Raw genomic sequence first — 23,811 nt, forward strand, 5'->3', positions numbered from 1 at the left:
TGCCTCGTCCCTCGGCTGGACTCAAGAGGGTGTTTCACGGACGCGGGATGGCGCCGGCTTCAACCAGCTGTTCGAACATGTCGGTGATCGCCTGACTGACGGGGTGGTAGACAAGGCCCAGCTCCCGCTGCGACTTGGAATTGTCGGCGCGCCAGGGGAGTTTCGGTCCGGCTGATGGGGCCTCGACGACAGGAAATGGCCACGCGTCGCCGAATTTTTCCCGCAGCACGTCAGCGATATAAATGAAACCTTGGGCTTCCGCGAAAGTGATGTGGCGACCGTCGGCTTCAGGCACGAAGCCTGCGCGCATATGCGCCTCTGCGACATCGCGCACGTCGACCATGCCGATCTCGCGCGGCGGCGCGCCATCCTTCAGGGCGCCGTTGCCAAAGGCCTTCATGTAATTGAAGGACTCGGAGGTCTGGTCCGGGCTGATGCCGGGGCCCAGCACGAGCGCGGGGTTGATGACGACGAACTTCCAGCGGTTCTGCGCACCGGCCATCTCCCAGGCGGCGCGCTCGGCCAGCGTCTTGGAATAATTGTAAGGTGTGACCGTTAGGGACGAGGATGTGTTCCAGTCATTTTCCGTCAGGATACCGCCTGACGCCTTGGCGACGTCTTCGATCACGCCATAGATTGCCGCACAGGAACTGGTGACCACGACACGCCGGACACTTTCGACTTCATTGGCTGATTCGAGCACGTTGCGCGTGCCGTTCAGCGCCGGATCGACGAGATCGCGTTGGGCGTCCGCGACGGTGACGGTGAAAGGGGAGGCGGTGTGGAAGACTACGGCGCAGCCCTGCATCGCTTCAGTGTAGCTGCCGGGATCAAGCAGGTCGGCTTTGAAGAATTTGATCGTGCCGGGCTTTGCGTCTGCCAGCGCCTGGAGCGGCCCGGTCTTTTTTGCATTCGACGGGTCGCGGACTGCCGCGTGGACCGTGAAGCCCTCGTCCAGCAGGCGGCTCACCAGCCAGCCGGCGACATAGCCGGTCGCACCTGTCACGAGGACCGGGGCGCTTGTGTCATAGGTCGGAACGGGTGCAGGCATGGTGTGGGCCTTTCTTCAAAACTGCGGGCAGCGAGCGCCAGCATGAGCTTGCGCACATAGGCACGCGGGGCGCGTTTAGCCAATCACACGGTCATACTTTGCCCCCAGACACGCAGCAGGCTGCCTCCGAGGAATTGCGCCGTCTCCGGTTCGCCGAGACCGCGTTTCAGCAACAGGCCGGCCAGGTCCGGCAAGCGGCGGTAGTCGTCGAAGACGGGTTTGTAATTGCCGTCCATGTCGGTGCCCATGCAGACATGGTCGATACCGACAGCGTCGATCAGTTGGAATATCCGGTCGGCATAACCGGCCAGCGTGCTGATGCCGATGCCGCTCGGCCAGGCGCCGATCAAGCCGCCGGACGCGGCCACTTCTCGGGCGATATCTGCGGAAATGAAACGGGGATGTTGAAGCTCCGTACTGTTGATATGCGTGTGCGAGAACATGACCGGCTTGTCGGTGATCTCCAGCACGCGCCGGGCGGCGCTTTCCGGCATATGAGCGAGGTCGATCAACATGCCGAGCCGGTTCATTTCGCGCACGATGGCCTCGCCGGCCGCCGATAGGGCACTGTCATGGCCCGCTGCGGTCATTGGCTCGCTGATCTCGTTGGCGCGGTAATGCATCAGGGTGATCGATCGCACGCCGTCTGCATGGACCTCCTGCAGCCGGTCGCTTGATCCGCCGAGGAAATCAGCACCTTCGACCGTCCAGATGGCACCCGGCTTGCCGGAGGCCCGCACGGCCTCCATCTCGCCGGGGGATGACATGGCGGTGACAATACCGTCGCGAGCGAGGCGTTTGAGATTGGCCATCTGGATTTTGTAGCTCGCCCAGGCTTCGCCTTCCTCAAAGGGACGGCGCACGACTAGGCTCTTTTCCTTCGACAGGTCGAGGACGTTGAAATCCGCAACAGCCGCGAAGCTGGACGCGCCAAGGCCGCCTTCCACCATGTCGCTTACCGTGCGCGGCTCGAAGCTGCCCTTGGCGGAATAGACTTGCAGCAGGGGCGGCAGGCCACTGGCGCCGCGCACGAAAGTCTGGCCCGGATGGGCATGGGCATCCACCGCCGGGTTGGCTTTCAGGAAGGCCACGCCGCGCGCGCGCTCTTGCGCCGTGAGCTCAAATCCAAGCGGAGCTGGCCCGGGCCGCTTGCGCAAAGTGTGAACGCCGTAGGCGGCGCCGGCGAGGGCGGCCGCCCCGGCACCAAGCAGGACGCGCCGTGTTAGCTTGCCCATATGATCCTCCCGGTTTTCCGCCGACTAGCGGGGAGAGAGGCGTTGCCGTCAAGCGAATGGCCAACGTGCATTCCAGTCAGCAAAAAGTTCCCGCCACGAGCCCGTCCAGGATGGATCGGGTCGCGACGGGGTTTCGATCAGTTTCCAGGACGTCCTGGAAACCGCTGCGTTCGGGGGAGAGGTGGCGGTCTAGCTGCCGGGCTGGGCTGTGTAGCGGAGGTAGGGCTTCACGGCCTTGTAGCCTTTCGGGAAGAGGCGCTCGATTTCTTTCGGATCGGTCAGCGAGGGCACGATGATCACGTCCTCACCGTCGCGCCAGTTCACAGGCGTCGCCACTTTGTGATTGTCGGTCAGCTGCAGGCTGTCGATCAGGCGAAGCACCTCGTCGAAATTGCGTCCGGTGCTGGGCGGGTAGACGATTGAGGCGCGGATCTTCTTGTTCGGATCGATGACGTAGACCGCCCGAACGGTGAGCTTCGCGTCGGCGTTCGGGTGGATCATGTTGTAGAGCGTGGCGACCTTTCGCTCGGTATCGGCGATGATCGGGAACTGGACGCTTGCATTCTGGGTCTCTTCGATATCCTTGATCCAGCGCTTGTGATCTTCCACACTGTCGACCGATACGACCAGCGCCTTGGCGCCTCGCTTGGCGAATTCATCCTTCAGCCTGGCTGTGTAGCCGAGCTCGGTCGTGCAGACCGGGGTAAAATCGGCCGGGTGGGAGAAGAAGACGACCCAGTCCTTGCCGGCCCATTCGTGAAATTTGATCCGGCCTTCCGTCGTGTCGGCTTCAAAGTCGGGGGCAACATCGCCAATAAGAAGGCTCATAATTCAAACTCCTGTCACTTGATTTGTGGAGCGGAAATGGTGCCTAAGGACAGCAGAACCAATGCGAAACACCTCAAGGTGTAGATAAGTTTTTCTAATGGTCCCGGCAGAGCGAGCAAAAAGCGCCCATGAAACGTCTGATCCTGATGCGTCATGCCAAGACCGAGGCCTGGGTCGAAGGTATCGACGATTTCGCGCGAGCCTTGACCGAACAGGGTCATGTCGACGCCCGCCGGGTAGCCGAGGAGATCGTTGCGCTGGGCTGGAGCCCTGAACGCATTCTCGTGTCGACCGCGCGCCGGGCGCGCGAGACATGTTCGGAAGTCGCCAAAGTGGTGGAAGGCGAACGCGTGCGTCCGATGGAGGCGCTCTACCTTTCCGGAATGCGCGGCATCGCCGAAGCGGTTCGGCAGAACGATGGCGCCTCGACGCTCATGGTCATCGGGCACAATCCCGGCCTGCACGATTTCGCGTTGAGCCTGCTGCGGGATGGCGGAAGTCGCGATCACCGGAGTTCGGAACGGCTGAACGAGAAGTTTCCGACGGCGTGTGCCGCCCTGTTCGAAGCAGACGAGGACGGCGCGTTCCTGCCGGTTCATTTCCAGCTGGCCGATGTGATGCGGGCGCGCGATTTCCGGGAAGCCGATCCAGTCTGACCGGTAAACGTAGACGCCACCCTGCCTTGGAGGGGACAGGATGGCGTTAGGAGCCGCAGGCGAGCGAGTTCAGGGGAGAGGCGACGTTCGCCCGAGAGCGCAGCTCCTGCGCGTGTTCAGCTAGCCTTTTTGGCGGCGTGAACCTTGGTGAGTTCGGGGCTGTCGATCGACTTGACGACGGTATTCATCGTCCGGTTTGTGCAGAGCGTCGTGGCGAATTCGCGTCTGACAGGGATGTCGGCGTGTTCTGCTGCGCAGCGTTCGACAACTTCTTCGTTGATTTTCTCGTACTCGACGCGGGCCCCTTCAGGGCTTTCGGCTGCGGCGCGATCAAATGTGACGGCCATCTCGAACTTGTCGCTTGCGGCAAAAGCCGGTGTGGCGAGGAGGGCGGCAACCAGGGCGGCGGTGATCAGGGGGCGTTTCATCTGTAGATCCTTATTTGCTCTATTTTGGGGGAACCCGGCGCCGCAAGCCCAGGGGGCATGCGGGGCAGCGCCGGGGTGCTAGTGGGTTTCGCGGCGGGCGAGGCGGCGACGACGGCGAACGAGCAAGCCGGGCCGACCCCCAAGGCTGACATCATTGGCCGGTGTGGACCGGGCCGTTGCCGAACCGGTCAGGATGGCATGAGCCATCGCGGCGGCGGGGGCAGGTGTTTCGACGTCGTTGAGACGGGCGCGGGGGGTCATTTTCTTCTAGTCCTTCTTGCTTGGTCTGAATGTCTTTGGCGAACCATTCCGCCGTCGACATGATCAAGATAAGATAGACTTTATCGAAAAGCAATAATAATTTATCGAAAAATAATAAAATTGAGATAAATTCGGGCCTTAGGCCTCATTGTTATTCGATATGGTGGCATGAAATGACGTTGCAAGGCCCGTTAACTCCGCTTCGTGTTGGAAAAATCCGGGCGCGCGATGGCTTAAATCGCAGGAGAGCGCGCCGATTCGGCTGTTTCGGGCATTTGAAGGTCAAATGCGAGCTGACGCGGAGCGGTCCCGGGGCGTGCCTTGCTCTGCCGCGGCGATGTCGTTGCCGCGCGTTGGGTCTCTGACCGCCTATGGGTCGTGCCATCCGACCTGGCGGGGGAGGCCTTGCTGGCATAAAGCCGGTCACGCGCTTCGCGGGCTGCAGCCATGTGATCGACGATCCGCATCGGATAGGTCTGGCCCAGCACGATGCCGGCTTTTGCCAGTTCGGCCTTGGGCGCGTCCCAGGGGGCATGGATATGTGCCGCCGGCAGCGCGGCCAGTTCCGGCACCCAGCGACGAATGAAGTCGCCGTCGCGGTCGTGGTCGAGCGACTGTTTCACCGGATTGTAGATGCGCGGGATACCGGACCCGGCTGCGCCGGAATGCGATTGGGCCTGAGGGTAATGGATCCCGGCTTCGAAATCGGTGAACAGGGCCGCCAGGCGCGACGCCGGTTGGCGCCAGTCCATCCAGAGGTGCTGCGCGGCGAAGGCCATCACCATTGCGCGCATGCGATGGTTCAGCCAGCCGGTCTGATTCAGCGACCGCATGCAAGCATCAAGGAAGGGAAACCCGGTCCGGCCATTGATCCACGCTTCGAGTCGCGGATCACCATCGGTCACGATATCGCGCAGGCCATCGGGCGTGGCGAGCAGGTTGCGACTGTCGATCGATGTCTGGTCGTCGAGTTTCTGGATGAAACGGCAATGCCATTGCAGGCGGGAGAGGAAACTGTCGAGAGACGCGGCGAAGGTGGAGTCACCATCAAGTGCCAGGTCAGTCCGTGCCCGCGCAGCGGCCTGGCAGGCCTCGCGGATCGACACGGTGCCGGAGGCGAAATGGGGCGACAGGCGCGAACAGGCGCCTTCGGCCGATTGCGGGCTCGACATCGCCGTTCGGTAGCGCCGCCCGCGTGCGGCAATGAAGGATCGCAGGAGTTCGACGCCTTCTGCGCGTCCGCCCGGCTGCCGCTTGGGGCAGGAATCGGCAGGGAGGCGGAAATCTTCTGCTATGGGCCATTCGCTGGTGGATACGTTCGACGGCTGCAGCAAGTCAGGTGCCTTGACGCGCGGGGCCAGCATCACGGATTCCCAGCGCCGTTCCCAGCCCTCGCCGCCGTTCAGCCGCCGGATGACGCCGTTCTGTGGTTGCTCGCGCAGGGCTATGCCGGCCTTGACGGCCCAGCGCTGCACGGCCCGGTCGCGGTCAAAAGTCCATTGCGGGCCGGTTTCCTCGTGCGCGTGGATCGCGGCGATGCCATGTCGCTTGTGGAGTTCGGCAAGAACCTGCGTCGCCTCGCCGACCCGCAGGCAGAGGGCAGAGCCGCGCGCCTTGAGCGCTTCATCCAGACTCTGGAGACTCTCCATGAGGAAGTCGAACTGGCGCCGGGAATGTTCCGGCAGGGCCCAGAAGCCCGGCTCGAAGATATAGAGTGGCAAAACCGGTGCGCCGCTCGCCACAGCCGCAAGGAGGGGCGCGTGATCGTGGACCCTGAGGTCCCGCTTGAACCAGACAACATGCAGATCAATCATGGAACAAACATAGAACATTCCAGCAAACGCTCAAGCTATTTCTGCATCCGGGCGTGAGGGAAAGGAATCTCGCCATAAATAGTTTCGTGAGCGAAACGAATTCAATTTGTGATTTGTGGCCCCGACTTATCCACAGGTCTTTTCTCTTGAACGGGAAAGGCAAATCCGGCGAGGGATATTGTCCCTGCCGGAGCCTGACCCTGCCTTGGCGGAAAACGCCGCGCTCGGGTTCGGGGCCGGGACTTGCCCAGACAATCCGCCATGACGGTGCTGCAGGGCAAGCAGACAGGCATGACGCGTCGCCTGTCGGTCATGGTCGGCGTGCCGCTTCTCATCGCGCCGGATATCACCATCCAGATGGTCATGTGTATGGGGCTGGCCTTGTTCGGCGCAATTCTCCTGTTCCGAACCGGACTTGTGATGCTCGGCTGCCTGCAGGCACGCAGGCTGCCGGAAGCGCTCGGTACCGACCTGCTCCTGCCGATCTATACAATTCTCGTTGCCCTGAAGGACGAAGCCGCCAGCGCGGCGCAGCTATCGCGGGCGATCCTCGCCCTCGACTATCCGCCCGACCGGATCGATCTCAAATTGCTGATTGAAACCGGCGACGAGGCAACACGTGCTGCGCTGCTTGATCAGGACTGGCCGGATGGAACAGAGCTCATCGGGCCTGCCGCGCACCAAGCCGCGCGCGCTCAACTATGGGCTGGCGCGCGCCCGGGGCGCCTATGTCGTTGTGTATGATGCCGAAGACCGCCCCGACCCAAGGCAATTGCGAGAAGCCGTGGCTGCGTTTGTGCGTCGGGGGGGGGGGACCTCACGTCTTGCCTGCGTCCAGGCGCCCCTCGTCGGGATGCCGGAAGGGGGCGGCTGGCTGTCGGCGCAATGGGCGCTGGAATATGCTAACCAGTTCGGGCGCATCCTGCCTGCGCTCGCTCGTCTTGGCCTTCCCATCGCGCTGGGCGGCACGAGTAATCATTTCAACCGGGCGAGGCTGATCGAGGCGGGTGGATGGGACGCGTGGAACGTGACCGAAGATGCCGACCTCGGCTTGCGTCTGGCCCGTCGCGGCGCGCGGGTCGGCATGATTGCGCCGCCGACCCTGGAGGCGCCGCCAGAGCAGATGAGCGTGTGGCTGGCGCAGCGCTCGCGCTGGCTGAAAGGGCTCCTGCAAACATGGCTCGTGCTGATGCGCACGCTGGCCACATCGCTGCGGGAGATGGGGCTCGCCGGGTTCGTGTCGATGCAATTGACCCTCGGCGCGGCGATCCTGTCGGCAATCGTGCATGGCCCATGGGCCCTCTGGTGCCTGCTATGCCTGTGCGCGCCGGACCTATCGCTCGGTCCGCTCGGGACGGGCGTTGTGGCGGTTTCATACCTGGCCGGTGTGGCGACAGGTGTCGCTGCGCCGGGGTGCTGGGGCAAGCGACCCTTGATCGTTGCGCTGACGACGCCACTCTACTGGCCGCTGCAGTCCGTCGCCATGGCACGTGCCCTGTACGGTTTGTGTCATGCGCCGCACTTCTGGGCCAAGACTCCGCACGGCGCGCCGTCCTGCTGAACGCTCCGAAAAATGTTTTACCCAGCGTCAGGCTTGGCGTGGCTGCCGCGGAGATTTAGGGTCGCGTCAGACACAATGCCTGACAATTGAGGAGCCGTTCCCATGGCCTATGACGTCACCGAAGACCTGGACGCGTTTCGCGCCGAAACGCGTGACTGGCTGGAGGCGAATTGCCCGCCCTCCATGCGCACACCGATGACGGACGACGAAATCGTCTGGGGCGGCAAGCGCGGCACTTTCGTCAATCCGGAATCGAAGATTTGGCTCGACCGTATGGGCGAGAAGGGCTGGACCGCACCCGAATGGCCCGCGGCCTTTGGCGGCGGTGGCCTGACCAAGGACCAGAACCGCGTGCTGCAGGAAGAACTGCGCCGCATCCGGGCGCGGCCCGCACTCTTCTCTTTCGGTCTCTGGATGTTTGGCCCGGCCCTGCTCGAGTTCGGCAATGAGGAACAGAAGAAGCGCTTCCTGCCGGATATCGTCAAAGGCAAGACGCGCTGGTGCCAGGGCTATTCCGAACCGGGCGCGGGTTCTGACCTCGCCGGCCTGCAGACGCGCTGCGAAGACAAGGGCGACCATTACCTGATCAATGGCCAGAAAGTCTGGACCTCCTACGCTGACCAGGCCGACTGGATTTTCTGCCTCGTGCGGACCGACACCTCGTCCAAGCATGAGGGCATCAGCTTCATCCTGTTCGACATGGCAAGCTCGGGCGTTGAAGCGCGTCCGATCCTGCTGATCTCCGGATCGTCGCCATTCTGCGAAACCTTCTTCACGGACGTCAAAGTGCCGAAAGAGCAATTGGTCGGACGCGTGAATGGTGGTTGGGAAATTGCCAAACGCCTGCTGCAATTCGAGCGCTCATCGATCTCGGCCGGCGGCTTTGGCGGCACGGGCGGATCCGGCATTCTCGGCCCGGAAGAATACGCCAAGATGCATGTCGGCACTGACAGCGAAGGCCGGATCGCCGATGGCGACCTGCGCGGACGCATCGCTGACCACAAGATGTACGCCAAGGCGTTCAACCTGACAGTCCAGCGCCAGACTGAGCAGGCGAAAGCCGGCCAGCAGGTGGGCCATACCGCTTCCATCCTGAAATATGGCGCGGCCAAGATGAACCAGGACCGCCACGAACTCCTGATCGAAGCGCTGGGTTCTGAAGCGCTCGGTTGGGAAGGGGAGGGCTTTGATGAGAATGCCATGAAGGCGACGCGCGGCTGGCTGCGTTCGAAAGGCAACTCGATCGAAGGCGGTACAAGCGAAATCAACCTCAATGTCGTCGCCAAGCGCGTACTCGGCCTGAAGGACCATCAATAGTCATGACTTTCGTACTCACTGAAGACCAGGAAATGCTGCGCGACACGGCCCTCGCGTTCGTGCGCGATGAATTGCCGGTGACCCATTTGCGTGCCCTGCGCGACAAGGGCGCCAATGGCCGTGATGCGGGCACGCGCAAGAAGCTCGCCGAACTCGGGTTCTTCGGCGTGATCATTGCCGACGAACCGGGCGGCGAACATTTCGGCCTTGTCGGCCTCGGCCAGATTCTTGAGGCGCAGGGGCGCACGCTCGCCGCGACGCCGCTGCTGCAGACGGCCCTGATCGCTGCGTCCGCCATCCAGCTCGGCGGCAGCAAAGCCATGCAGGCCGAATGGTTGCCAAAGATCGCTACGGGCGAGACGACGTTCGCGCTTGCGCTTGATGAGTCCGCGCACTTCTCACCCCTGAATGTAGCGACCGAAGCCGAGAGCAATGGCCAGGGTTACACACTGAACGGCATGAAGCGCTTTGTGCCCGGCGGCCATGACGCGGAGATGTTCATCGTCGTCGCGCGCACGTTTGGCGAGGCTGGTGACCGGCATGGCATTACGCTGTTCCTTGTGCCCGCCAACGCTAAGGGTGTCACCGTCCAGGAACTGAAGACGGTCGACTCCCACGGCGCGGCGCATGTCACCTTTGACGACGTCATGGTCGGGGCAGGGGCGGTGCTTGGCCCTGTCGACGAAGGCGCCGATGTGCTCGAGCCTGTGCTCGACCGCGCCGCCATCGGCATGGCGGCAGAAATGCTCGGATCGTCCGTGGCTGCGTTCGAGATGACGCTTGAATACCTGCAAAGCCGCAAACAGTTCGGCCAGCTGATCGGCTCGTTCCAGTCGATGCAGCACCGCGCAGCGAAAATGTTCACTGAGATCGAGATGACCCGGTCTTGCGTCGCTGCGGCGCTGGCGGCGGTCGATTCCGGCAAGGGCGACGTCGCCGAACTTGCGAGCCTTGCCAAGGCAAAGGCCAGCGAACTCGTGCATCTCGTGTCGAATGAGTGCGTCCAGATGCATGGCGGTATCGGCATGACGGATGTGGCTGATCCGGGCCTCTACATGAAACGCGCTCGCGTGCAGGAAGCGCTGTATGGTAGTGCCAGCTGGCACCGCGACCGCTACGCACGCCTCCAGGGCTTCTGATCCTTTTCAGGAACCAAGCATGAAAAAGCCGGGCCAGCGATGCTGAGCCCGGCTTTTTTTAATCCGTAAGCGGATTGAAGGACTAGCCCTTGAGGACTGAACCCTTTTTCAGGGCCTTGGCGATGAGGTAGTACATCACCGGACGGTGCTTGGCGCGAACCGACTTGCCATAAGCGGCAATGGCGGCGGCAATCGCAGCGTCTGCCTTGGCTTCGTCCGTGACGCCGAGCTTCTTGGCGACGAAGCCCTTGCGTACGCGCGCGAGTTCTTCCTTGTCGGAAGTGGCGACAGTCGCCGTGTCGGATTTGTAGATGGTTGGGCCAGACGCTTTCACGGCAGCTTCGAGCAGCGCCATGTCAGGACGTGCTTCACCGACTTTTTCTTTCAGGTCGGCGATGTATTTTTCCATCAGCACTTCTTTCGCTGTTGGCGCCTTGGCGGGTGCAGCGATTTTTGGTGCAGGTGCAGCCTTCTTGGCGGCAGCAGGTTTCTTGGTTTTTGGCTTGGTTGCTTTTGCCATGGGATTGTCTCCTCAATGGGCCCGGAAGCGGGCGGTTTTTATTTTACGCAGCTAATATCTCGAATTATTTCGACACGCGCAGGCACACTGACCTTTTTTTCCACAGCCTGCCAACCCCCTTTAGGCGCAAGCGCTGCATCTGTCTCTTTCAAAAAGATCCGTAAGCAGAGTAATATTTAGATCGCACATTGCGATTCACGGCATCGTGCGCGACGCGCGTTGGGCTGCTTGCATGCGCTTTGTTGACGATGCGCAATGCATGGCCCAAGTCTGGACATATGGAAAAACTACAGGGATTTCAACATGCTGCGCTTTGTTCCGTTTCTCGCAATCTCCGCACTGTTCGTCTTGTGCCTGTTGGGTCTGGAGTCGGTTCGGTGGTTGCGCGCGGGGGCCGAAATACTTGGCGTTCTTGTCCTGCTTGGGCTCTACGATTTTTTTCAGCGCCGCCACACTTCGTGGCGCAACTTTCCGATCCTTGCGCATATCAGGTGGATGGCGGAAGAATTGCGTCCCTTCTTCCGGTTCTAGATTGTCGAGATCGACACGGAGGGACGGCCATTCAATCATGAGCAGCGTGCGCTGGTCTATCGGCGTGCAAAGAATGTGTCGTCTGTCGAACCCTTCGGCAGCCTGCTCGACATCGACAAGCCGCCTTATGAATGGCTCGCGCATTCCTTCGCGGCCAAAAACACGGAAGGCGATTGTCCGCGTGTCAGTGTCGGCGCGCCCGGAACGACGCAGCCATACTCGGTCAGCGTGTTCAACATCTCGGCGATGAGTTTCGGGTCTCTGGGGGCGCATGCGATCGAGGCGCTATCGACGGGGGCGAAGATGGGCGACTTCTACCACGACACCGGAGAGGGGGGCGTTTCGCCATATCACCGTGCCGGCGGCGCCGATGTCGTCTGGGAGATCGGCTCGGGCTATTTCGGGTGCCGCGCGCAAGACGGCACGTTTGATGCGGCGCGATTTGCCGACGTCGCCAAGGATCCGCAGATCAAGATGATCGAGATCAAGCTGAGCCAGGGCGCCAAGCGGGGCCATGGCTGTGTGCTGCCGGGTGCGAAGGTGACGGCCGAGATCGCCGCCACGCGTGGCATTCCGATTGGCGAGACCTGCTTCTCGCCGACCGGGCATTCTGCCTTCTCCACACCGATCGAGATGATAGAATTCGTGGCGCATCTTAGAGACCTCTCCGGCGGCAAGCCTGTCGGCATCAAGTTCTGCGTCGGCAATCGCTGGGAGATTCTCGCTCTGTGCAAGGCGATGCTGGAGACCGGCATCCGGACAGACTTCATGGTCGTCGATGGCGGGACCGGTGCCGCGTCGGCGGAATTCCTGGACCATATCGGCGCACCGCTGCGTCAGGGCCTGGTGCTGACGCGCAATGCGCTGATCGGCTCAGGATTGAAGGATCATGTCCGGCTGGCCTGTTCCGGCAAGCAGATCAGCGCGTTCGCCATTGCATCATCCATGGCGCTGGGCGCCGACTGGGTGAACACGGCACGGGGCTTCATGTTTTCGCTGGGCGGTATCCAGTCGCTCAACTGTCACAACAATACCTGCCCGACAGGTATCGCGACCACGGACGAGGGCCGCCAACGCGGACTCGTGGTCGCCGACAAAGCGGAGCGGGTCTACAATTTCCATGGCAATACGGTGAAGGCGCTGATGGAAGTGGTCGGCGCCGCCGGGTGCGAACATCCGGCCGAGCTGACGCCGCGCCACAGCATGCACCGGGTGACAGAAGATATCACGCTTCCAGCTCACCGGGCTTACGACCTGCTTGAGAAGAACGCGCTGCTGGATGCGCCGGAGGACACGGAGCTCGCCGATGAATGGGCCATGGCCCAGGCTGCGTCTTTCCGCCCCCTGAGCCTCTGACGTCGTTCCTTAGCCGCCATTGGCTTCCGATTGCAGCATTGTGTAGCGTTCGATCCCGATGCGTTCGATCAGGTCGAACTGGGTTTCGAGATAATCGACATGCTCTTCCTCATTGGTGAGGATCCTGCCGAACAGGTCGCGGCTGCCATAGTCGCGGACCTTTTCTGAATGCTCCATGGCATCGCGCAGCAGCGGGATGGCCGTCATTTCCATCTTCATGTCGCACTCGAGGATTTCGTGAACGCTCTCGCCGATATTGAGTTTTCCGAGGTCCTGCAGATTCGGCAGGCCGCCCAGGAAGAGGATGCGCTCAATCAGCCAGTCGGCGTGATGCATTTCCTCGATCGATTCCTTGTGCTCATGCTCGGCGAGCTTGCTGACGCCCCAATCCTTGAGCATGCGCGCGTGCAGGAAGTACTGGTTGATCGCTGTCAGTTCGTTCCGGAGACAGAGATTCAGGAATTCGATGACTTTGGTGTCGCCTTTCATGGGGCTCTCCTGCGCAAGTGAATGGGTCTGCTCCCGGAATAGGTGAATCGCCCGGCGAAAGCAATAAATTCTCGAATAAAAACAAGTTCATCTGCAAGTGAGACACAGTCTCACCGCGTGCTGAAACGCAGTCTCAAACAGAACGCTTATTCGGCGGCGAGGAGGGCCGGTGATGGCGCCTTGAGGTCCATTTCCTGGGAGATGATCTTGCCGATCGAACAGCTGCATTTCCCGCAATTGAACTTGCAGCCATGATGGGCCTGCACGGCCCTTGGGCTGCGCGCACCGGCATCGACCGCGGCGCGGACGCTGGAACAATTGATGCGGTTGCAAATGCAAATGATCATGAGAACCATTTGCATCAAGCTGCGAATGATTGTCAATAGCGACAGTCCGGCTTTTCTTTACTTTGTTCTCTCCATGTTGAAATCGACAGGCCGCTGCCAATTGGAACAACGGTCGTTTCATAGCTATTACGGGGGTCGCAGACATAATCGACGAAGGGTTTCAGCGTCTTGCGGAACGAATGGATATTGTCGGCAAAGATGATTGCGCCATCAGCCAGCTTTGGCTCCAGCAGGTGCAGGATCGGGATATACATCTCCTTCCACCCATCGAGGAAGACGAAGTCGACCGGGCCGTCGAGCGGTTCCAGGCTTTCCAGCGCGTCGCCTTCCCTAATATCCGCCCAGCGCTTCAGGCCGGCGGACACGAGGTTTGATTCCGCAATCCGGAATTTGTGCGGCAGCATTTCAGTGCCGGTGAACCGTCCGCCGTTTTCGCGTGCGGCGGCGGCAAGATAGATTGCCGAGATCCCGAACGAGGAGCCGAACTCGACGATATTGCGGGCCTTCGCGGCGCGGGCGACCTGGTACATGAGGCGGCCGAGTTCGGGTGACACCGGGATGTAGGCATCCGACAGGAAGGGCTCGGCGGACTCGAATACACTGCGTCCGCGCAAGTAGCCCAGCGCAATTGAGGGGAGGGCGCGGGCAAAGACCCATCTGTCCCGGCGCGCGTCCCTGTGCAGGCGCGAAAGTGTGTCGGCGATTTCCGGATCGTTCAGGCCATCGCGTGGATGTGTGCTGTCGAATGGCATGGCTGTATCTCCTCTGGCTCTGGTCTCTGCATAAAATACGAGTTATTACTCATGTTTTGCTACTCGCATTGGTGTCATGGCCCGCGCTGCGTCGATCATCCCGAGAAAACCGCCGACTCAGGTCCGGTCGGCCCAGACCGTCGAGGCCATTCTCGAGGCGGCTGCTCGCATTCTCGAGACGGACGGCCTGGCCGGATACACGACCAACCGGATCGCTGAGACCGCCGGCGTGAGCGTCGGCTCGCTCTATCAGTACTTCCCGAACAAGGAGGCGGTGACGGCCGCGCTCGTTCTGGCTGATTCCCAGCGCTTTCTTTCCCGGATGCAGGAGACGGCCGCGCGCGTAAAAAATGCGCCTGTCGATGTGGCTATCGCGGAACTGGTCGAGGTATCGGTCGCTCACCATACCGACCGGCCCGAACTCTCCCGCGTGCTCGACCAGGAGGAGGGGCGGCTTGCGCTCCATGAAGACCTGCAGGATGTCCGCGCCGGCATTTTCAATGTTGTTCATGAATTGATGGCCTCGCGGAAGCTGGAGACACCCTTCGAACCGGAAGCGGCAACGCAAGATATACTCGCTTTGGTCCAGGGTATTACCGACAAGGCCTGCCTTCACGGCGAGACGAATCTGGAGGTCATCAAGGTGCGTGTTTGTTACGCCGTGTTCGGGTATCTCCGCCTGCCTGCGAGTTGACCCCTGCCGGGCCTGTGACTACAGGCTGTGCGCTGGATTTCCCAACCGGACTTGCATGCCATGACTGACCTTTCGACACTTGCCCATTCTGCCAAGGCTTGGCCGTTTGAATTGGCGCGCGCGCTGAAGAAGCGGGTCGACCAGCAGGTCAAGGCGGGTGAGCGCAAGCTCGATGATCCTGTCGTATTTGAAACCGGCTATGGTCCGTCGGGTTTGCCGCATATCGGCACGTTCGGGGAAGTGGTGCGCACGATCATGGTGCGACATGCGTTCGAAGTGCTGACGGGCGGGAAGATTCCGACGCGCCTGATCTGTATTTCCGACGACATGGACGGCATGCGCAAGGTGCCGCCGACCGTGCCGAATCCGGAGAGCCTCGAAGCATACCTGCAGCAGCCGCTGACCTCGGTGCCGGACCCGTTCGGGACGCATGACTCCTATGGCGCGCATATGAATGCGCGACTGTGCGCCTTCCTCGACCAGTTCGGGTTCCAGTATGAATTCGTCTCGGCGACGGAATGCTACAAGTCCGGCCGGTTCGATCCCATGTTGCGCCGCGCCGCCGAGAAGTTCGACGAGATCATGGCCGTGATGCTGCCGACGCTGGGCGCTGAACGTCAGGCGACCTATTCGCCCTTCCTGCCGATCTCGCCGAGCACCGGCCGAGTCCTCTATGTGCCGATGAAACATGTCGACGCTGCGAAGGGGGAAGTGACCTTCGAGGACGAAGACGGCAGCGACGTGACTTTGCCGGTCACCGGTGGGCACGTGAAGATGCAGTGGAAGCCGGATTTCGGCATGCGCTGGGCTGCGCTCGGCGTCGACTTCGAAATGTTCGGCAAGGACCATCAGGCCAATGCGCCGATCTATTCCAGGATCGCCAAAATCCTCGGTCACCGCCCGCCGGAACAATATGTCTACGAGCTGTTCCTGGACGACAAGGGCGAGAAGATTTCCAAGTCCAAGGGCAATGGCATCTCGGTCGAAGAATGGCTCGCCTATGCGCCGGACGAGAGCCTGTCGCTATTTCAGTTCCAGAAGCCGCGCGTGGCGAAGAAGCTCTATTTCGATGTCATTCCGAAAACGGTCGACGAATACCTGACCTTCCTTGAGAAATATCCCGACGAAGAGCCTGCGCGCCAGCTTGAAAACCCGGTCTGGCACATCCATTCGGGCAATCCCCCGAAGGCGGATGTGCCTGTCAGCTTTGCACTGCTGCTGAACCTCGTGGCGGTGGCCAATCCCGAGGACAAGAGCCAGCTCTGGGGCTTCATCTCGCGCTACGCGCCGGAAGCTTCGGCTGAGACCCATCCGCTGCTCGACAGCCTCGCTGATTATGCGATGCGCTATTACCGCGACTTCGTTCTGCCCGCGAAAGTGTTCCGCGCGCCGAGCGAGCAGGAGCGCGCGGCGATGGCGGATCTCTCTACCCGGCTGAAAGCCTTCGATGAAGAGCCAACGCCCGAGAACCTGCAGACGCTGACTTTCGCGGTCGGCAAGGACCATGGTTTCGAGAACCTGCGCGACTGGTTCAAGGCGCTCTATGAAGTCCTGCTCGGGCAGGAACAGGGACCACGCTTCGGCAGCTTTGCAGCGCTTTATGGCGTCGGGAATACGGCGCGCCTGATTGATGAGGCCCTTGCGCGCTAACGGGGCTTTAACTGTGAAACGGGACATGGGTCCTCTAGGCTTCCATCGAACCGGAAAGCGAACCTGCCCATGAAGACCTACCAGGCCCTTTTGCTTGCACCGCTCCTGCTGGCAACGCCCGCCTGCGGTGCAACGAAAATCGTCACGGTCCCGGTTGGCCTCGCTGTCGGTGCCACGAAAGTGGCGGGCAAGAGCGTGGTCTATGTCGGCGGCATGGCTGTGCGGACAACCGGCGACGTGCTGGATGGGCCGGACGAAATGGCAAAGCTCGACGTCACGCTAAAGACGCGCACGGGTCGCACCAAGCACGTGCGCAAGACCGTCAAGGTCAAGTATCTCGAGCGAGAGCTCAAGAAAATAGAGAAAAAGGGCCGCATCGTCGACGTAGAGGTCACCACGGCGGATTAGGCCTTCGCCTTACTCCGCCGCGATCAGGGTCGTCTTCACTTGCGGCATGTTGCCCATGGGCCAGCCTTTCCAGAGGGCGGCTTCGGTCTCGCTCGCGAGGGCGACGGCGGCATCCTTGACGTGACCGTAGCCCCGGATGTCATCCGGGATTTCCGCGATGGCCATGGCGAGGGTGTGGTTCGTGGCTGTCAGGTCCGCCGCAAGCGTCTCCAGCGTCTCCAGATAGGTGTCGCGCAGGGCGCGTTCCATCTTGCGTTCCTCGGTGCGACCGAACAGGTCGAACGGGGTCTCGCGCAGGCCCTTGAGCCGTGTCAGGATTTTGAACCCGAGCATCATCCAGCCGCCGAAATGCTTTTTCTTCAAGTGGCCGTGGCTGTCCCTCTTCGAGATCAGGGGCGGGGCCATCCAGAAGCGCAGCTTGCCGCCCTTGAACTGGCTGGCGAGCTGTTTGGCAAAGTCACCATTTGTGTAGAGACGGGCGACTTCGTACTCGTCCTTGTAGGCCATTAGCTTGAAGGCATAGGTCGCGGCCGCGCGGGACAGTTTGTCTCCCAGGCCTGCGGCTTCTTCCGCCGTGCGCACGCGGGTTACGGCGTCACGATACTGTTGGGCATAGAATTCGTTCTGGTAGGCGATCAGGCGCGTGGCGCGATCGTCGATCAGCTCGTCCAGCGTCTTCGGTTCCAGGTGGCCGCGCGGATCGTGCTGGGCGACGAGGCGCTCAGGTGCGGCAGCGGCGATGCGGCCGATATTGAACGCGGCCATATTGTCGTCGACCTTGGTGCCGTTGAGGCGGATCGCACGATAGAGGCCCCGCAACGAAACAGGCACGGCGCCTTTCTGCCAGGAATAGCCGACCATGATCATGTTCGTGTAGATCGCGTCATGGAGGTATCCGACGGCAAGCGCTTCGGCATCGAAGGCGCCGAAGTCACGTGCCTGGCGCTTCACGCGGGCGGCCAGAAGATCGCTCTCGAAACGCTTCGACCGGTTGCGGATGAACTCGCTGGTCGGGGTGACGTCCGAATTCGCATAGGCCGCTGTGCGTCCAGGCTCCATGAGGAGCAGGGCGTCGCCGCCCGCCGCGACGACAAGGTCGCAGGCGATGACGAGGTCGGCGCTGGCTGGGGGCACGCGGCCGGTCGAGATGGCTTCCGGTTTGCGGGCGAAGCGGATGTGCGAGAGGACAGGGCCGCCCTTCTGGGCAAGGCCGGTCATGTCGAGCGATGAGGCGGCATTGCCGTCCACGTGCGCAGCCATGGCGAGGACGGCTGCGACGGTTGTGACGCCGGTGCCGCCAACGCCGGTGAACAGCACGTTCCACGGTTCGGCCAGGCTGGGTGTCTGAGGCAGGGGCAGACCGGACGCATCGAATTCGCGGCGCACTTCGCCGGTCCAAGCCGGCTCGCCGTCTTTCACGGTGACGAAGCTGGGGCAGAAGCCAGTGAGGCAGGAGAGGTCAGTATTGCAGGTCGACTGGTTGATGCGGCGCTTGCGGCCGAGCTCGGTTTCTACCGGCTCGACCGACAGACAGTTCGATTTCACCGAACAGTCGCCGCAGCCTTCGCAGACTTCCTGGTTGATGATGACGCGCACGCGGTCGGGCGCGATGATGCCGCGCTTGGACCGGCGGCGTTTCTCTGTGGCGCACATCTGGTCATAGATCATGACCGAGACACCCGGCGTGCCGCGCAGCATGACCTGCACGTCTTCGAGGTCTTCACGGTCATAGATTTTCACGCGGCGCGGCAGGTTCTTCACACCGGCATAGCGGGTCGGGTCTTCGGTCACGATGACGATGGTCTGGACGCCTTCGGCTTCGACCTGCTGTGCGATCTGGGCTGGTGTCTGGCCGGATTCGACGTGCTGGCCGCCGGTCATGGCGACCGCGTCATTGTAGAGGATCTTGTAGGTCATCTTCGCGCCGGACGTGACGGCGGCGCGGATCGCGAGGCTGCCCGAGTGAGAATAGGTGCCATCGCCGAGATTGACGAAGACATGGTCTTCATCGGTGGCCCAGTGCTGACCGACCCAGGCAATGCCCTCGCCGCCCATCTGGCTGGTCATGTCGGTTTTCCGGTCGGGCATGAAGTTCGCCATGTAATGGCAGCCGATACCGGCCAACGCGCGGGAGCCTTCGGGCACGGTAGTCGATGTATTGTGCGGGCAGCCGGAGCAGAAGTGCGGGCTGCGGATCGTGGGTGACGCATTCGTGCGCGCCGCTTCACCGGCGCGGCCGACGCGGTCGAAATAGGCGTTGGCGCGGGCGGTGTCCCAGCCGGCCGGAATGATTTTCATCAGGGCGGTGGCCATTTCGGGAATGGTGATCGACGCAACGTCCGAGAGGAGCGGCTTGCCCTCTGCCGTGCGCTTGCCTTCGATAACCGGGCGCTTCGAATCCGGCAGGTCATAGAGTGCGGCTTTCAGCTGTTCCTCGATCAGCGGGCGCTTGTGCTCGATGACGACGACGCGTTCGAGGCCGGCGCAGAATTCGCGCACGCCTTCCGGTTCCAGCGGCCAGGGCATGGCGACCTTGAAAATGGCGAGGCCGAGACGGCCGGCGTCTTCGGAGGTCAGGCCGATGGCGGCGAGCGCTTCGAACACGTCGCGTGCGGCCTGTCCGGTGACGATGACGCCGATGCGCGGCTTGGGCGATGGCAGGATGACATGGTCAAGCCGGTTGGCGCGGACATAGGCCTGCGCGGCGGGCAGCTTGAAGTGGCGCAGGCGCGCTTCCTTGTCGAGCGGCGTGTCGCCCCGGCGCATGTGGACGCCGGCCTCCGGCAGGTGGAAGGACGGCGCGACAAAGCTGAAACGGTCGAGATCGATATTTACCACGGCGCCGGAATCCATCGTGTCGGCAAGGGCGACGAGGCCGGTCCATGCCCCGCTATAGCGGCTCATGTTCCAGCCGTGGATGCCATAGTCGAGCACGTCCTGGATCGAGGCCGGATTGAGCACCGGGATTTCGGCGTCCGCCATGGCGAATTCCGACTGCGAGGGCAGAGTCGAGGATTTGCAATTATGGTCGTCGCCGATAATCGCGAGGACGCCGCCAAGCGCTGACGTGCCGGCGGCATTGGCGTGCTTGAAGACGTCGCCGGTACGGTCGACGCCGGGCGCCTTGCCGTACCAGATGCCGAAAAGGCCATCGAAGCGCGCGCCGGGGAACAGGCCGAGTTGCTGGCTGCCCCAGACGGCAGTGGCGCCGAGGTCTTCGTTGAGGCCTTCCCAGAACTGGATGTCGTGCAAGTCGAGCAGCGGCTGGACCGCCCGCAATTGCTGGTCATATCCGCCCAGCGGCGATCCGCGATAACCGGAGATGAAGCCGGCCGTATTGACGCCTGACGCGCGGTCGAGGCGCTTGCGGTCAAGCGGCAGGCGCACGAGTGCCTGGATGCCCGTCATGAAGGCATTTCCCTCGACAAGCTCGTATTTGTCGTCCAGCGTCACTTCACGGTGTTTCATTGCTGTGCCATCCTGAATGCCAGTTTGGTAGATTATTGGGCAATTCTAGCGAAATAGCTTGCCTTTCTTGCGCCATTCCGTGTAGTTCGGGGTATAATATGCCTCGAAACAGGGAGTCTTGAAGAAAATTGGCCCAAGAAATTGATACGATTGATGCCCGCATCCTCGACATCATCCAACGCGACGCGAGCCTTTCGGTTGCGGATATTGCCGACCGTGTCGGCCTGTCTTCGTCGCCGTGCTGGCGCCGGATCAAGCGCATGGAAGAGGCGGGCTTCATCACCGGTCGCGTCACACTGCTGGATAATTTTGCCCTCGGCCTGAATTTCGAGGTGATGGCGAGCGTGAAACTGGCGCTGCCGAGCCGGGCAAATCTCGAAGCGTTCGAAGCTATCGTGCAGAACTGGTCGGAAGTGATCGAGTGCATGACGGTCACCGGTGCGGTCGACTATATGATCCATGTGGTGACAACCGACATGCATGCCTATGACAATTTCCTGCGCGACAAGCTGCTGGGCTCGGCGCTGGTGTCGGACGTGCAGTCGCGCATCGTGGTGCGCGTGTCGAAGCGGACGACGGCGTTGCCGCTGGGCCTTGTCAGTGACCGGTTGAAGTCCTCCTGAACCTGCCGGTCAGTTCGCCGAGGCGTGGAGCGTTGGCCGGTAGCCCGCAGCCAGGGCGGCGCAGGTGGCGCGCGGGGTGAGGCGCTGGGCGCGGGCGGGGAGCGGCGCGGGGGCGCCATAACCGCCGAAGGACCAGGCGCGGGCCGTGTTCCCCCATTTGAGGAACGCCTCGCCACCCAAGGTAAAGAAGGCCGCATCGGGCAGGGCGGCGGGGTCCACCGTTTCGCGGTCACAGTCACCCTTCATGACAGACTGGATCTCGCCCGCGATGAGGGCGTCGACATGACTGACGGGTTCCCTGGCGGACACACGGCCCGCCTTGTCCAGTGCCGCACGGAAGGCGAGGGCGTCGGGGCGGCGGCATTCGTAGCAGGGCCGGTGGCCACCGGCGAGGGCGGTGGCCTCGTCGAGGAAGAAGAGTTCGGTATAGAGGCCCGGCTGCATCAGCGGGCGTTTGCGGCCCTTGAAGTCCAGCACACAGATGATCCAGCGCTGGCTGGTCCAGTGGCGGGGTTTCAGCGTCTGGTCCGGTGTGTGGATACAGCCGCCGCGATTACCCATGAACAGGCCGCGATCCGGCACGGCGTGAATCTCGCCGAAGGGGTCAACGCGGTTCGGTAGGGGCATGGGTTTTCTCCGTCTCAAACGCAAAAGCCCGGACAGTGCGGTTGCACGGCCCGGGCTTCCAATTGGCAAGAAGCCGGATGGGCCTAGAAGCGTTCCACGGCCATGGCGATGCCTTCGCCGCCGCCGATGCAGAGTGACGCCATGCCCTTCTTGACGCCGCGGTCTTCCATGGCAGCCAGCAGGGTGATGATTATGCGGGCGCCGGACGCACCGATCGGGTGGCCCATGGCGCAGGCGCCGCCGTTGACGTTCAGCTTGTCATGGCTGATGCCGAGTTCCTTCATGGCGATCATCGGGACGACCGCGAAGGCTTCGTTGACTTCCCAGAGGTCGACATCGCCGATGCTCCAGCCGGCTTTTTCGAGGGTCTTTTTCATGGCAGGCACAGGCGCGGTGGTGAAATATTCCGGCTCGTGTGCGTGGCTGGACGAGGCGACGATCTTGGCGATCGGCGTCAGGCCGCGTTTCTTGGCTTCCGACAGGCGCATCAGCACCATGGCAGCCGCGCCGTCGGAAATACCCGAGGCGTTGGCGGCCGTGACCGTGCCGTCTTTCGAGAAGGCCGGACGCAGGGTCGGGATCTTGTCGGGCATGGCGGTGCGGGGCAGTTCGTCACTGTCGACAATCGTGTCGCCCTTGCGGCCCTTGATGGTGACCGGCGCAATCTCGCGCTTGAACTTGCCATTCTTGGTGGCGTTCTGGGCGCGGGTCAGCGTTTCGAGCGCGTAGGCGTCCTGCTGCTCGCGCGTGAATTGGTATTCGCCGGCAATCTTGTCAGCGAAGAGACCCATCGGGCCTTTCGAATAGGCGTCCGACAGGCCGTCGAGGGCCATATGGTCTTCCGACGTCATCGCGCCATACTTGTGGCCCTTGCGGACGTTCAGCAGGTGGGGCGCATTGGTCATGGATTCCATGCCGCCGACGATGACGATGGTGGCGTCGCCCGCCATGATGGCGTTGCGGCCCATGACGGTGGCCTGCATGCCGGACCCGCACATCTTGTTGATCGTGGTGGCCTCGAGGCCCTTGTCTTCACCGGCCTTGAAGCCAGCCTGGCGGGCAGGGGCCTGGCCCTGGCCTGCGGGAAGGCAGTTGCCCATGATGATTTCGTTCGCTTCGCCGGGCTTCAGCTTCGCTTCGGCAACAGCCGCCTTGACGGCGATGGCGCCGAGCTCGTTAGCGCTGAGGCTGGCGAGATCGCCGAGCAGGCCGCCCATCGGGGTGCGGGCCATACCGACGATGACGACGGGATCTTGTTCAGACATTCGGGTTCCTTCCAGAGAATATTTTCTTGCAGTTGCGAACACATAGGCGCTTTGACGCGGCGGTCGTCAAGACCGGGTCCAAATCACGATCCCGCGCGCACCAGCACGAGCGGCCACAGCCCTTGTTGAGGGTGCGGCGGCAAGGGGAAAGATTTTGCGTGGACGCCCGCCCAGGACGTGTCGGGCCAGCCGGGCGCGACGGAATCCGGGCAGGATGGTTTGCCAAAGGCCGGAAAAGTGGAATCGCGGGGAAGGGCGGGCAAAGCGGCGACCCGCGCGGCGTGCGCAATGTCGCAGGCGCGCTGCCAGGCGAGCCTGGCCGGGGCCTCGCAATGGTAAATGCCGGGGGCACGCGGAGCATCGCCCAGACGCAGCACGCGGATGCGACCGGTAACATGGCAGAGTTCGACGAGCAGTTCGCGGCCATGGCGCCGCTGCGCGCGGCGCAGGAGCATGAGCTGAATCCACACCCAGGGCCGCATCCAGATCGGGACGCAGGCAAGCAGGGAGGCGATTTCAGCCCGGGTCATGGGGCGGCAGAGGTGGTTCGGTTTGTCTGAACAGATTCCGGTCACTTGCTAAGTGGATTTCTGCCCTTTGGGTTATGCCGCAACCGGGATTAGCAGCGACGGGCTGAAGTAAGCCTGATCTGGCGTTTGCCGGTCAAGCGATGAGTGTGGCCTTTTGGTATTGTAGAAGGTGATGTATCGGCTGATCCCGGCCCGTGCGTCCGGCACGCTGGCATAGGCACGTAGGTAAATCTCTTCGTATTTGATGGAGCGCCAGAGACG

The 23,811-nt window shown here is 62.1% G+C and carries 24 protein-coding genes and 1 pseudogene; 10 read left to right on the forward strand and 15 right to left on the reverse strand.

Going from position 1 to position 23,811, the window contains the following annotated elements; genetic code table 11:
* Positions 1-34: 34 nt before the first annotated feature.
* From ACESNB_RS13275 to ACESNB_RS13285, 3 genes are all read right to left on the reverse strand, one after another.
* Positions 35-1,051, reverse strand: a complete 1,017-nt coding sequence (locus ACESNB_RS13275) for an NAD-dependent epimerase/dehydratase family protein (protein WP_373008076.1) — start codon at positions 1,049-1,051, stop codon at positions 35-37.
* 83 nt (positions 1,052-1,134) lie between these two features.
* A complete protein-coding gene (locus ACESNB_RS13280) occupies positions 1,135-2,286 on the reverse strand; it encodes a dipeptidase (protein WP_373008078.1) in 1,152 nt (383 codons plus the stop codon).
* Between the two features lie 189 nt (positions 2,287-2,475).
* Positions 2,476-3,114 carry a peroxiredoxin gene (locus ACESNB_RS13285; RefSeq protein ID WP_373008080.1) on the reverse strand — a complete coding sequence of 213 codons (639 nt, stop codon included), beginning with the start codon at positions 3,112-3,114 and terminating at the stop codon, positions 2,476-2,478.
* 128 nt (positions 3,115-3,242) lie between these two features.
* Here ACESNB_RS13285 and ACESNB_RS13290 point away from each other — a divergent pair, with 128 nt between their 5' ends.
* Positions 3,243-3,770 (forward strand): histidine phosphatase family protein, encoded by a 528-nt coding sequence (locus ACESNB_RS13290; RefSeq protein WP_373008082.1) that lies wholly within the window; start codon positions 3,243-3,245, stop codon positions 3,768-3,770.
* 116 nt (positions 3,771-3,886) lie between these two features.
* On the opposite strand, the gene ACESNB_RS13295 is transcribed toward ACESNB_RS13290, so the two are convergent.
* From ACESNB_RS13295 to ACESNB_RS13305, 3 genes are all read right to left on the reverse strand, one after another.
* A complete protein-coding gene (locus ACESNB_RS13295) occupies positions 3,887-4,198 on the reverse strand; it encodes a UrcA family protein (RefSeq protein WP_373008084.1) in 312 nt (103 codons plus the stop codon).
* Positions 4,199-4,276: 78 nt separating this feature from the next.
* Complete coding sequence (locus ACESNB_RS13300) at positions 4,277-4,459, reverse strand: hypothetical protein (protein ID WP_373008086.1); 183 nt, start codon at positions 4,457-4,459, stop codon at positions 4,277-4,279.
* Positions 4,460-4,692: 233 nt separating this feature from the next.
* Positions 4,693-6,273 (reverse strand): FAD-binding domain-containing protein, encoded by a 1,581-nt coding sequence (locus tag ACESNB_RS13305; RefSeq protein ID WP_373008088.1) that lies wholly within the window; start codon positions 6,271-6,273, stop codon positions 4,693-4,695.
* A 243-nt stretch (positions 6,274-6,516) separates the two neighbouring features.
* Here ACESNB_RS13305 and ACESNB_RS13310 point away from each other — a divergent pair, with 243 nt between their 5' ends.
* From ACESNB_RS13310 to ACESNB_RS13325, 4 genes are all read left to right on the forward strand, one after another.
* On the forward strand, positions 6,517-7,017 hold the full coding sequence (locus ACESNB_RS13310; protein ID WP_373008090.1) for a hypothetical protein: 501 nt from the start codon (positions 6,517-6,519) through the stop codon (positions 7,015-7,017).
* On the forward strand, positions 6,923-7,834 hold the full coding sequence (locus ACESNB_RS13315; RefSeq protein ID WP_373008092.1) for a glycosyltransferase family 2 protein: 912 nt from the start codon (positions 6,923-6,925) through the stop codon (positions 7,832-7,834). The genes ACESNB_RS13310 and ACESNB_RS13315 overlap by 95 nt, the downstream gene beginning before the upstream one ends.
* A 102-nt stretch (positions 7,835-7,936) precedes the next feature.
* Complete coding sequence (locus ACESNB_RS13320; RefSeq protein ID WP_373008094.1) at positions 7,937-9,151, forward strand: acyl-CoA dehydrogenase family protein; 1,215 nt, start codon at positions 7,937-7,939, stop codon at positions 9,149-9,151.
* A 2-nt stretch (positions 9,152-9,153) separates the two neighbouring features.
* Complete coding sequence (locus tag ACESNB_RS13325; RefSeq protein WP_373008096.1) at positions 9,154-10,290, forward strand: acyl-CoA dehydrogenase family protein; 1,137 nt, start codon at positions 9,154-9,156, stop codon at positions 10,288-10,290.
* Between the two features lie 82 nt (positions 10,291-10,372).
* Here ACESNB_RS13325 and ACESNB_RS13330 read toward each other — a convergent pair whose 3' ends face one another.
* Positions 10,373-10,810 carry a DUF2853 family protein gene (locus ACESNB_RS13330; RefSeq protein WP_373008098.1) on the reverse strand — a complete coding sequence of 146 codons (438 nt, stop codon included), beginning with the start codon at positions 10,808-10,810 and terminating at the stop codon, positions 10,373-10,375.
* Positions 10,811-11,113: 303 nt separating this feature from the next.
* Between ACESNB_RS13330 and ACESNB_RS13335 the strand changes: the two are divergent.
* Positions 11,114-12,697, forward strand: a pseudogene (locus tag ACESNB_RS13335) (FMN-binding glutamate synthase family protein).
* Positions 12,698-12,706: 9 nt separating this feature from the next.
* Here the strand turns inward: ACESNB_RS13335 and bfr are convergent.
* The 3 genes from bfr to ACESNB_RS13350 form a co-directional block, all read right to left on the reverse strand.
* Complete coding sequence (gene bfr / locus ACESNB_RS13340) at positions 12,707-13,186, reverse strand: bacterioferritin (RefSeq protein WP_373008100.1); 480 nt, start codon at positions 13,184-13,186, stop codon at positions 12,707-12,709.
* Positions 13,187-13,332: 146 nt separating this feature from the next.
* A complete protein-coding gene (locus ACESNB_RS13345; RefSeq protein ID WP_373008102.1) occupies positions 13,333-13,533 on the reverse strand; it encodes a bacterioferritin-associated ferredoxin in 201 nt (66 codons plus the stop codon).
* Positions 13,534-13,565: 32 nt separating this feature from the next.
* On the reverse strand, positions 13,566-14,285 hold the full coding sequence (locus ACESNB_RS13350) for an O-methyltransferase (RefSeq protein WP_373008104.1): 720 nt from the start codon (positions 14,283-14,285) through the stop codon (positions 13,566-13,568).
* 76 nt (positions 14,286-14,361) lie between these two features.
* Between ACESNB_RS13350 and ACESNB_RS13355 the strand changes: the two genes are divergently transcribed.
* From ACESNB_RS13355 to ACESNB_RS13365, 3 genes are all read left to right on the forward strand, one after another.
* Entirely contained in the window at positions 14,362-14,979 is a 618-nt protein-coding gene (locus ACESNB_RS13355; protein WP_373008106.1) for a TetR/AcrR family transcriptional regulator, read from the forward strand.
* Positions 14,980-15,039: 60 nt separating this feature from the next.
* Positions 15,040-16,629, forward strand: coding sequence for a lysine--tRNA ligase (locus ACESNB_RS13360; RefSeq protein WP_373008108.1), 1,590 nt, complete (start codon positions 15,040-15,042; stop codon positions 16,627-16,629).
* A gap of 69 nt (positions 16,630-16,698) precedes the next feature.
* A complete protein-coding gene (locus ACESNB_RS13365; RefSeq protein WP_373008110.1) occupies positions 16,699-17,037 on the forward strand; it encodes a hypothetical protein in 339 nt (112 codons plus the stop codon).
* A 9-nt stretch (positions 17,038-17,046) separates the two neighbouring features.
* Here the strand turns inward: ACESNB_RS13365 and ACESNB_RS13370 are convergent, their stop codons facing one another.
* Positions 17,047-20,505 (reverse strand): indolepyruvate ferredoxin oxidoreductase family protein, encoded by a 3,459-nt coding sequence (locus ACESNB_RS13370; RefSeq protein ID WP_373008112.1) that lies wholly within the window; start codon positions 20,503-20,505, stop codon positions 17,047-17,049.
* 128 nt (positions 20,506-20,633) lie between these two features.
* Between ACESNB_RS13370 and ACESNB_RS13375 the strand changes: the two genes are divergently transcribed.
* Positions 20,634-21,128 (forward strand): Lrp/AsnC family transcriptional regulator, encoded by a 495-nt coding sequence (locus ACESNB_RS13375; protein WP_373008114.1) that lies wholly within the window; start codon positions 20,634-20,636, stop codon positions 21,126-21,128.
* A 9-nt stretch (positions 21,129-21,137) separates the two neighbouring features.
* On the opposite strand, the gene ACESNB_RS13380 is transcribed toward ACESNB_RS13375, so the two are convergent.
* From ACESNB_RS13380 to ACESNB_RS13395, 4 genes are all read right to left on the reverse strand, one after another.
* Complete coding sequence (locus ACESNB_RS13380; protein WP_373008116.1) at positions 21,138-21,755, reverse strand: hypothetical protein; 618 nt, start codon at positions 21,753-21,755, stop codon at positions 21,138-21,140.
* A gap of 83 nt (positions 21,756-21,838) precedes the next feature.
* A complete protein-coding gene (locus tag ACESNB_RS13385) occupies positions 21,839-23,020 on the reverse strand; it encodes an acetyl-CoA C-acyltransferase (protein ID WP_373008118.1) in 1,182 nt (393 codons plus the stop codon).
* Between the two features lie 83 nt (positions 23,021-23,103).
* On the reverse strand, positions 23,104-23,550 hold the full coding sequence (locus tag ACESNB_RS13390; protein ID WP_373008120.1) for a hypothetical protein: 447 nt from the start codon (positions 23,548-23,550) through the stop codon (positions 23,104-23,106).
* 72 nt (positions 23,551-23,622) lie between these two features.
* The coding region (locus ACESNB_RS13395; RefSeq protein WP_373008122.1) for an integrase core domain-containing protein at positions 23,623-23,811 on the reverse strand (189 nt) is incomplete at its 5' end.

Origin of the sequence: Hyphomonas sp. (genome assembly GCF_041689225.1) — a bacterium.
GTDB lineage: Bacteria > Pseudomonadota > Alphaproteobacteria > Caulobacterales > Hyphomonadaceae > Hyphomonas.

What these genes read in the sequence shown, in the direction of transcription:
- ACESNB_RS13285 (WP_373008080.1), bottom strand. Translation starts at nt 3,114, where the DNA reads ATGAGCCTTCTTATTGGCGATGTTGCCCCCGACTTTGAAGCCGACACG.
- ACESNB_RS13345 (WP_373008102.1), bottom strand. Translation starts at nt 13,533, where the DNA reads ATGATCATTTGCATTTGCAACCGCATCAATTGTTCCAGCGTCCGCGCC.
- ACESNB_RS13315 (WP_373008092.1), top strand. Translation starts at nt 6,923, where the DNA reads ATGGAACAGAGCTCATCGGGCCTGCCGCGCACCAAGCCGCGCGCGCTC.
- ACESNB_RS13275 (WP_373008076.1), bottom strand. Translation starts at nt 1,051, where the DNA reads ATGCCTGCACCCGTTCCGACCTATGACACAAGCGCCCCGGTCCTCGTG.
- ACESNB_RS13330 (WP_373008098.1), bottom strand. Translation starts at nt 10,810, where the DNA reads ATGGCAAAAGCAACCAAGCCAAAAACCAAGAAACCTGCTGCCGCCAAG.
- ACESNB_RS13280 (WP_373008078.1), bottom strand. Translation starts at nt 2,286, where the DNA reads ATGGGCAAGCTAACACGGCGCGTCCTGCTTGGTGCCGGGGCGGCCGCC.
- bfr (WP_373008100.1), bottom strand. Translation starts at nt 13,186, where the DNA reads ATGAAAGGCGACACCAAAGTCATCGAATTCCTGAATCTCTGTCTCCGG.
- ACESNB_RS13370 (WP_373008112.1), bottom strand. Translation starts at nt 20,505, where the DNA reads ATGAAACACCGTGAAGTGACGCTGGACGACAAATACGAGCTTGTCGAG.
- ACESNB_RS13300 (WP_373008086.1), bottom strand. Translation starts at nt 4,459, where the DNA reads ATGACCCCCCGCGCCCGTCTCAACGACGTCGAAACACCTGCCCCCGCC.
- ACESNB_RS13385 (WP_373008118.1), bottom strand. Translation starts at nt 23,020, where the DNA reads ATGTCTGAACAAGATCCCGTCGTCATCGTCGGTATGGCCCGCACCCCG.
- ACESNB_RS13305 (WP_373008088.1), bottom strand. Translation starts at nt 6,273, where the DNA reads ATGATTGATCTGCATGTTGTCTGGTTCAAGCGGGACCTCAGGGTCCAC.
- ACESNB_RS13290 (WP_373008082.1), top strand. Translation starts at nt 3,243, where the DNA reads ATGAAACGTCTGATCCTGATGCGTCATGCCAAGACCGAGGCCTGGGTC.
- ACESNB_RS13295 (WP_373008084.1), bottom strand. Translation starts at nt 4,198, where the DNA reads ATGAAACGCCCCCTGATCACCGCCGCCCTGGTTGCCGCCCTCCTCGCC.
- ACESNB_RS13365 (WP_373008110.1), top strand. Translation starts at nt 16,699, where the DNA reads ATGAAGACCTACCAGGCCCTTTTGCTTGCACCGCTCCTGCTGGCAACG.
- ACESNB_RS13350 (WP_373008104.1), bottom strand. Translation starts at nt 14,285, where the DNA reads ATGCCATTCGACAGCACACATCCACGCGATGGCCTGAACGATCCGGAA.
- ACESNB_RS13360 (WP_373008108.1), top strand. Translation starts at nt 15,040, where the DNA reads ATGACTGACCTTTCGACACTTGCCCATTCTGCCAAGGCTTGGCCGTTT.
- ACESNB_RS13320 (WP_373008094.1), top strand. Translation starts at nt 7,937, where the DNA reads ATGGCCTATGACGTCACCGAAGACCTGGACGCGTTTCGCGCCGAAACG.
- ACESNB_RS13355 (WP_373008106.1), top strand. Translation starts at nt 14,362, where the DNA reads ATGGCCCGCGCTGCGTCGATCATCCCGAGAAAACCGCCGACTCAGGTC.
- ACESNB_RS13390 (WP_373008120.1), bottom strand. Translation starts at nt 23,550, where the DNA reads ATGACCCGGGCTGAAATCGCCTCCCTGCTTGCCTGCGTCCCGATCTGG.
- ACESNB_RS13325 (WP_373008096.1), top strand. Translation starts at nt 9,154, where the DNA reads ATGACTTTCGTACTCACTGAAGACCAGGAAATGCTGCGCGACACGGCC.
- ACESNB_RS13380 (WP_373008116.1), bottom strand. Translation starts at nt 21,755, where the DNA reads ATGCCCCTACCGAACCGCGTTGACCCCTTCGGCGAGATTCACGCCGTG.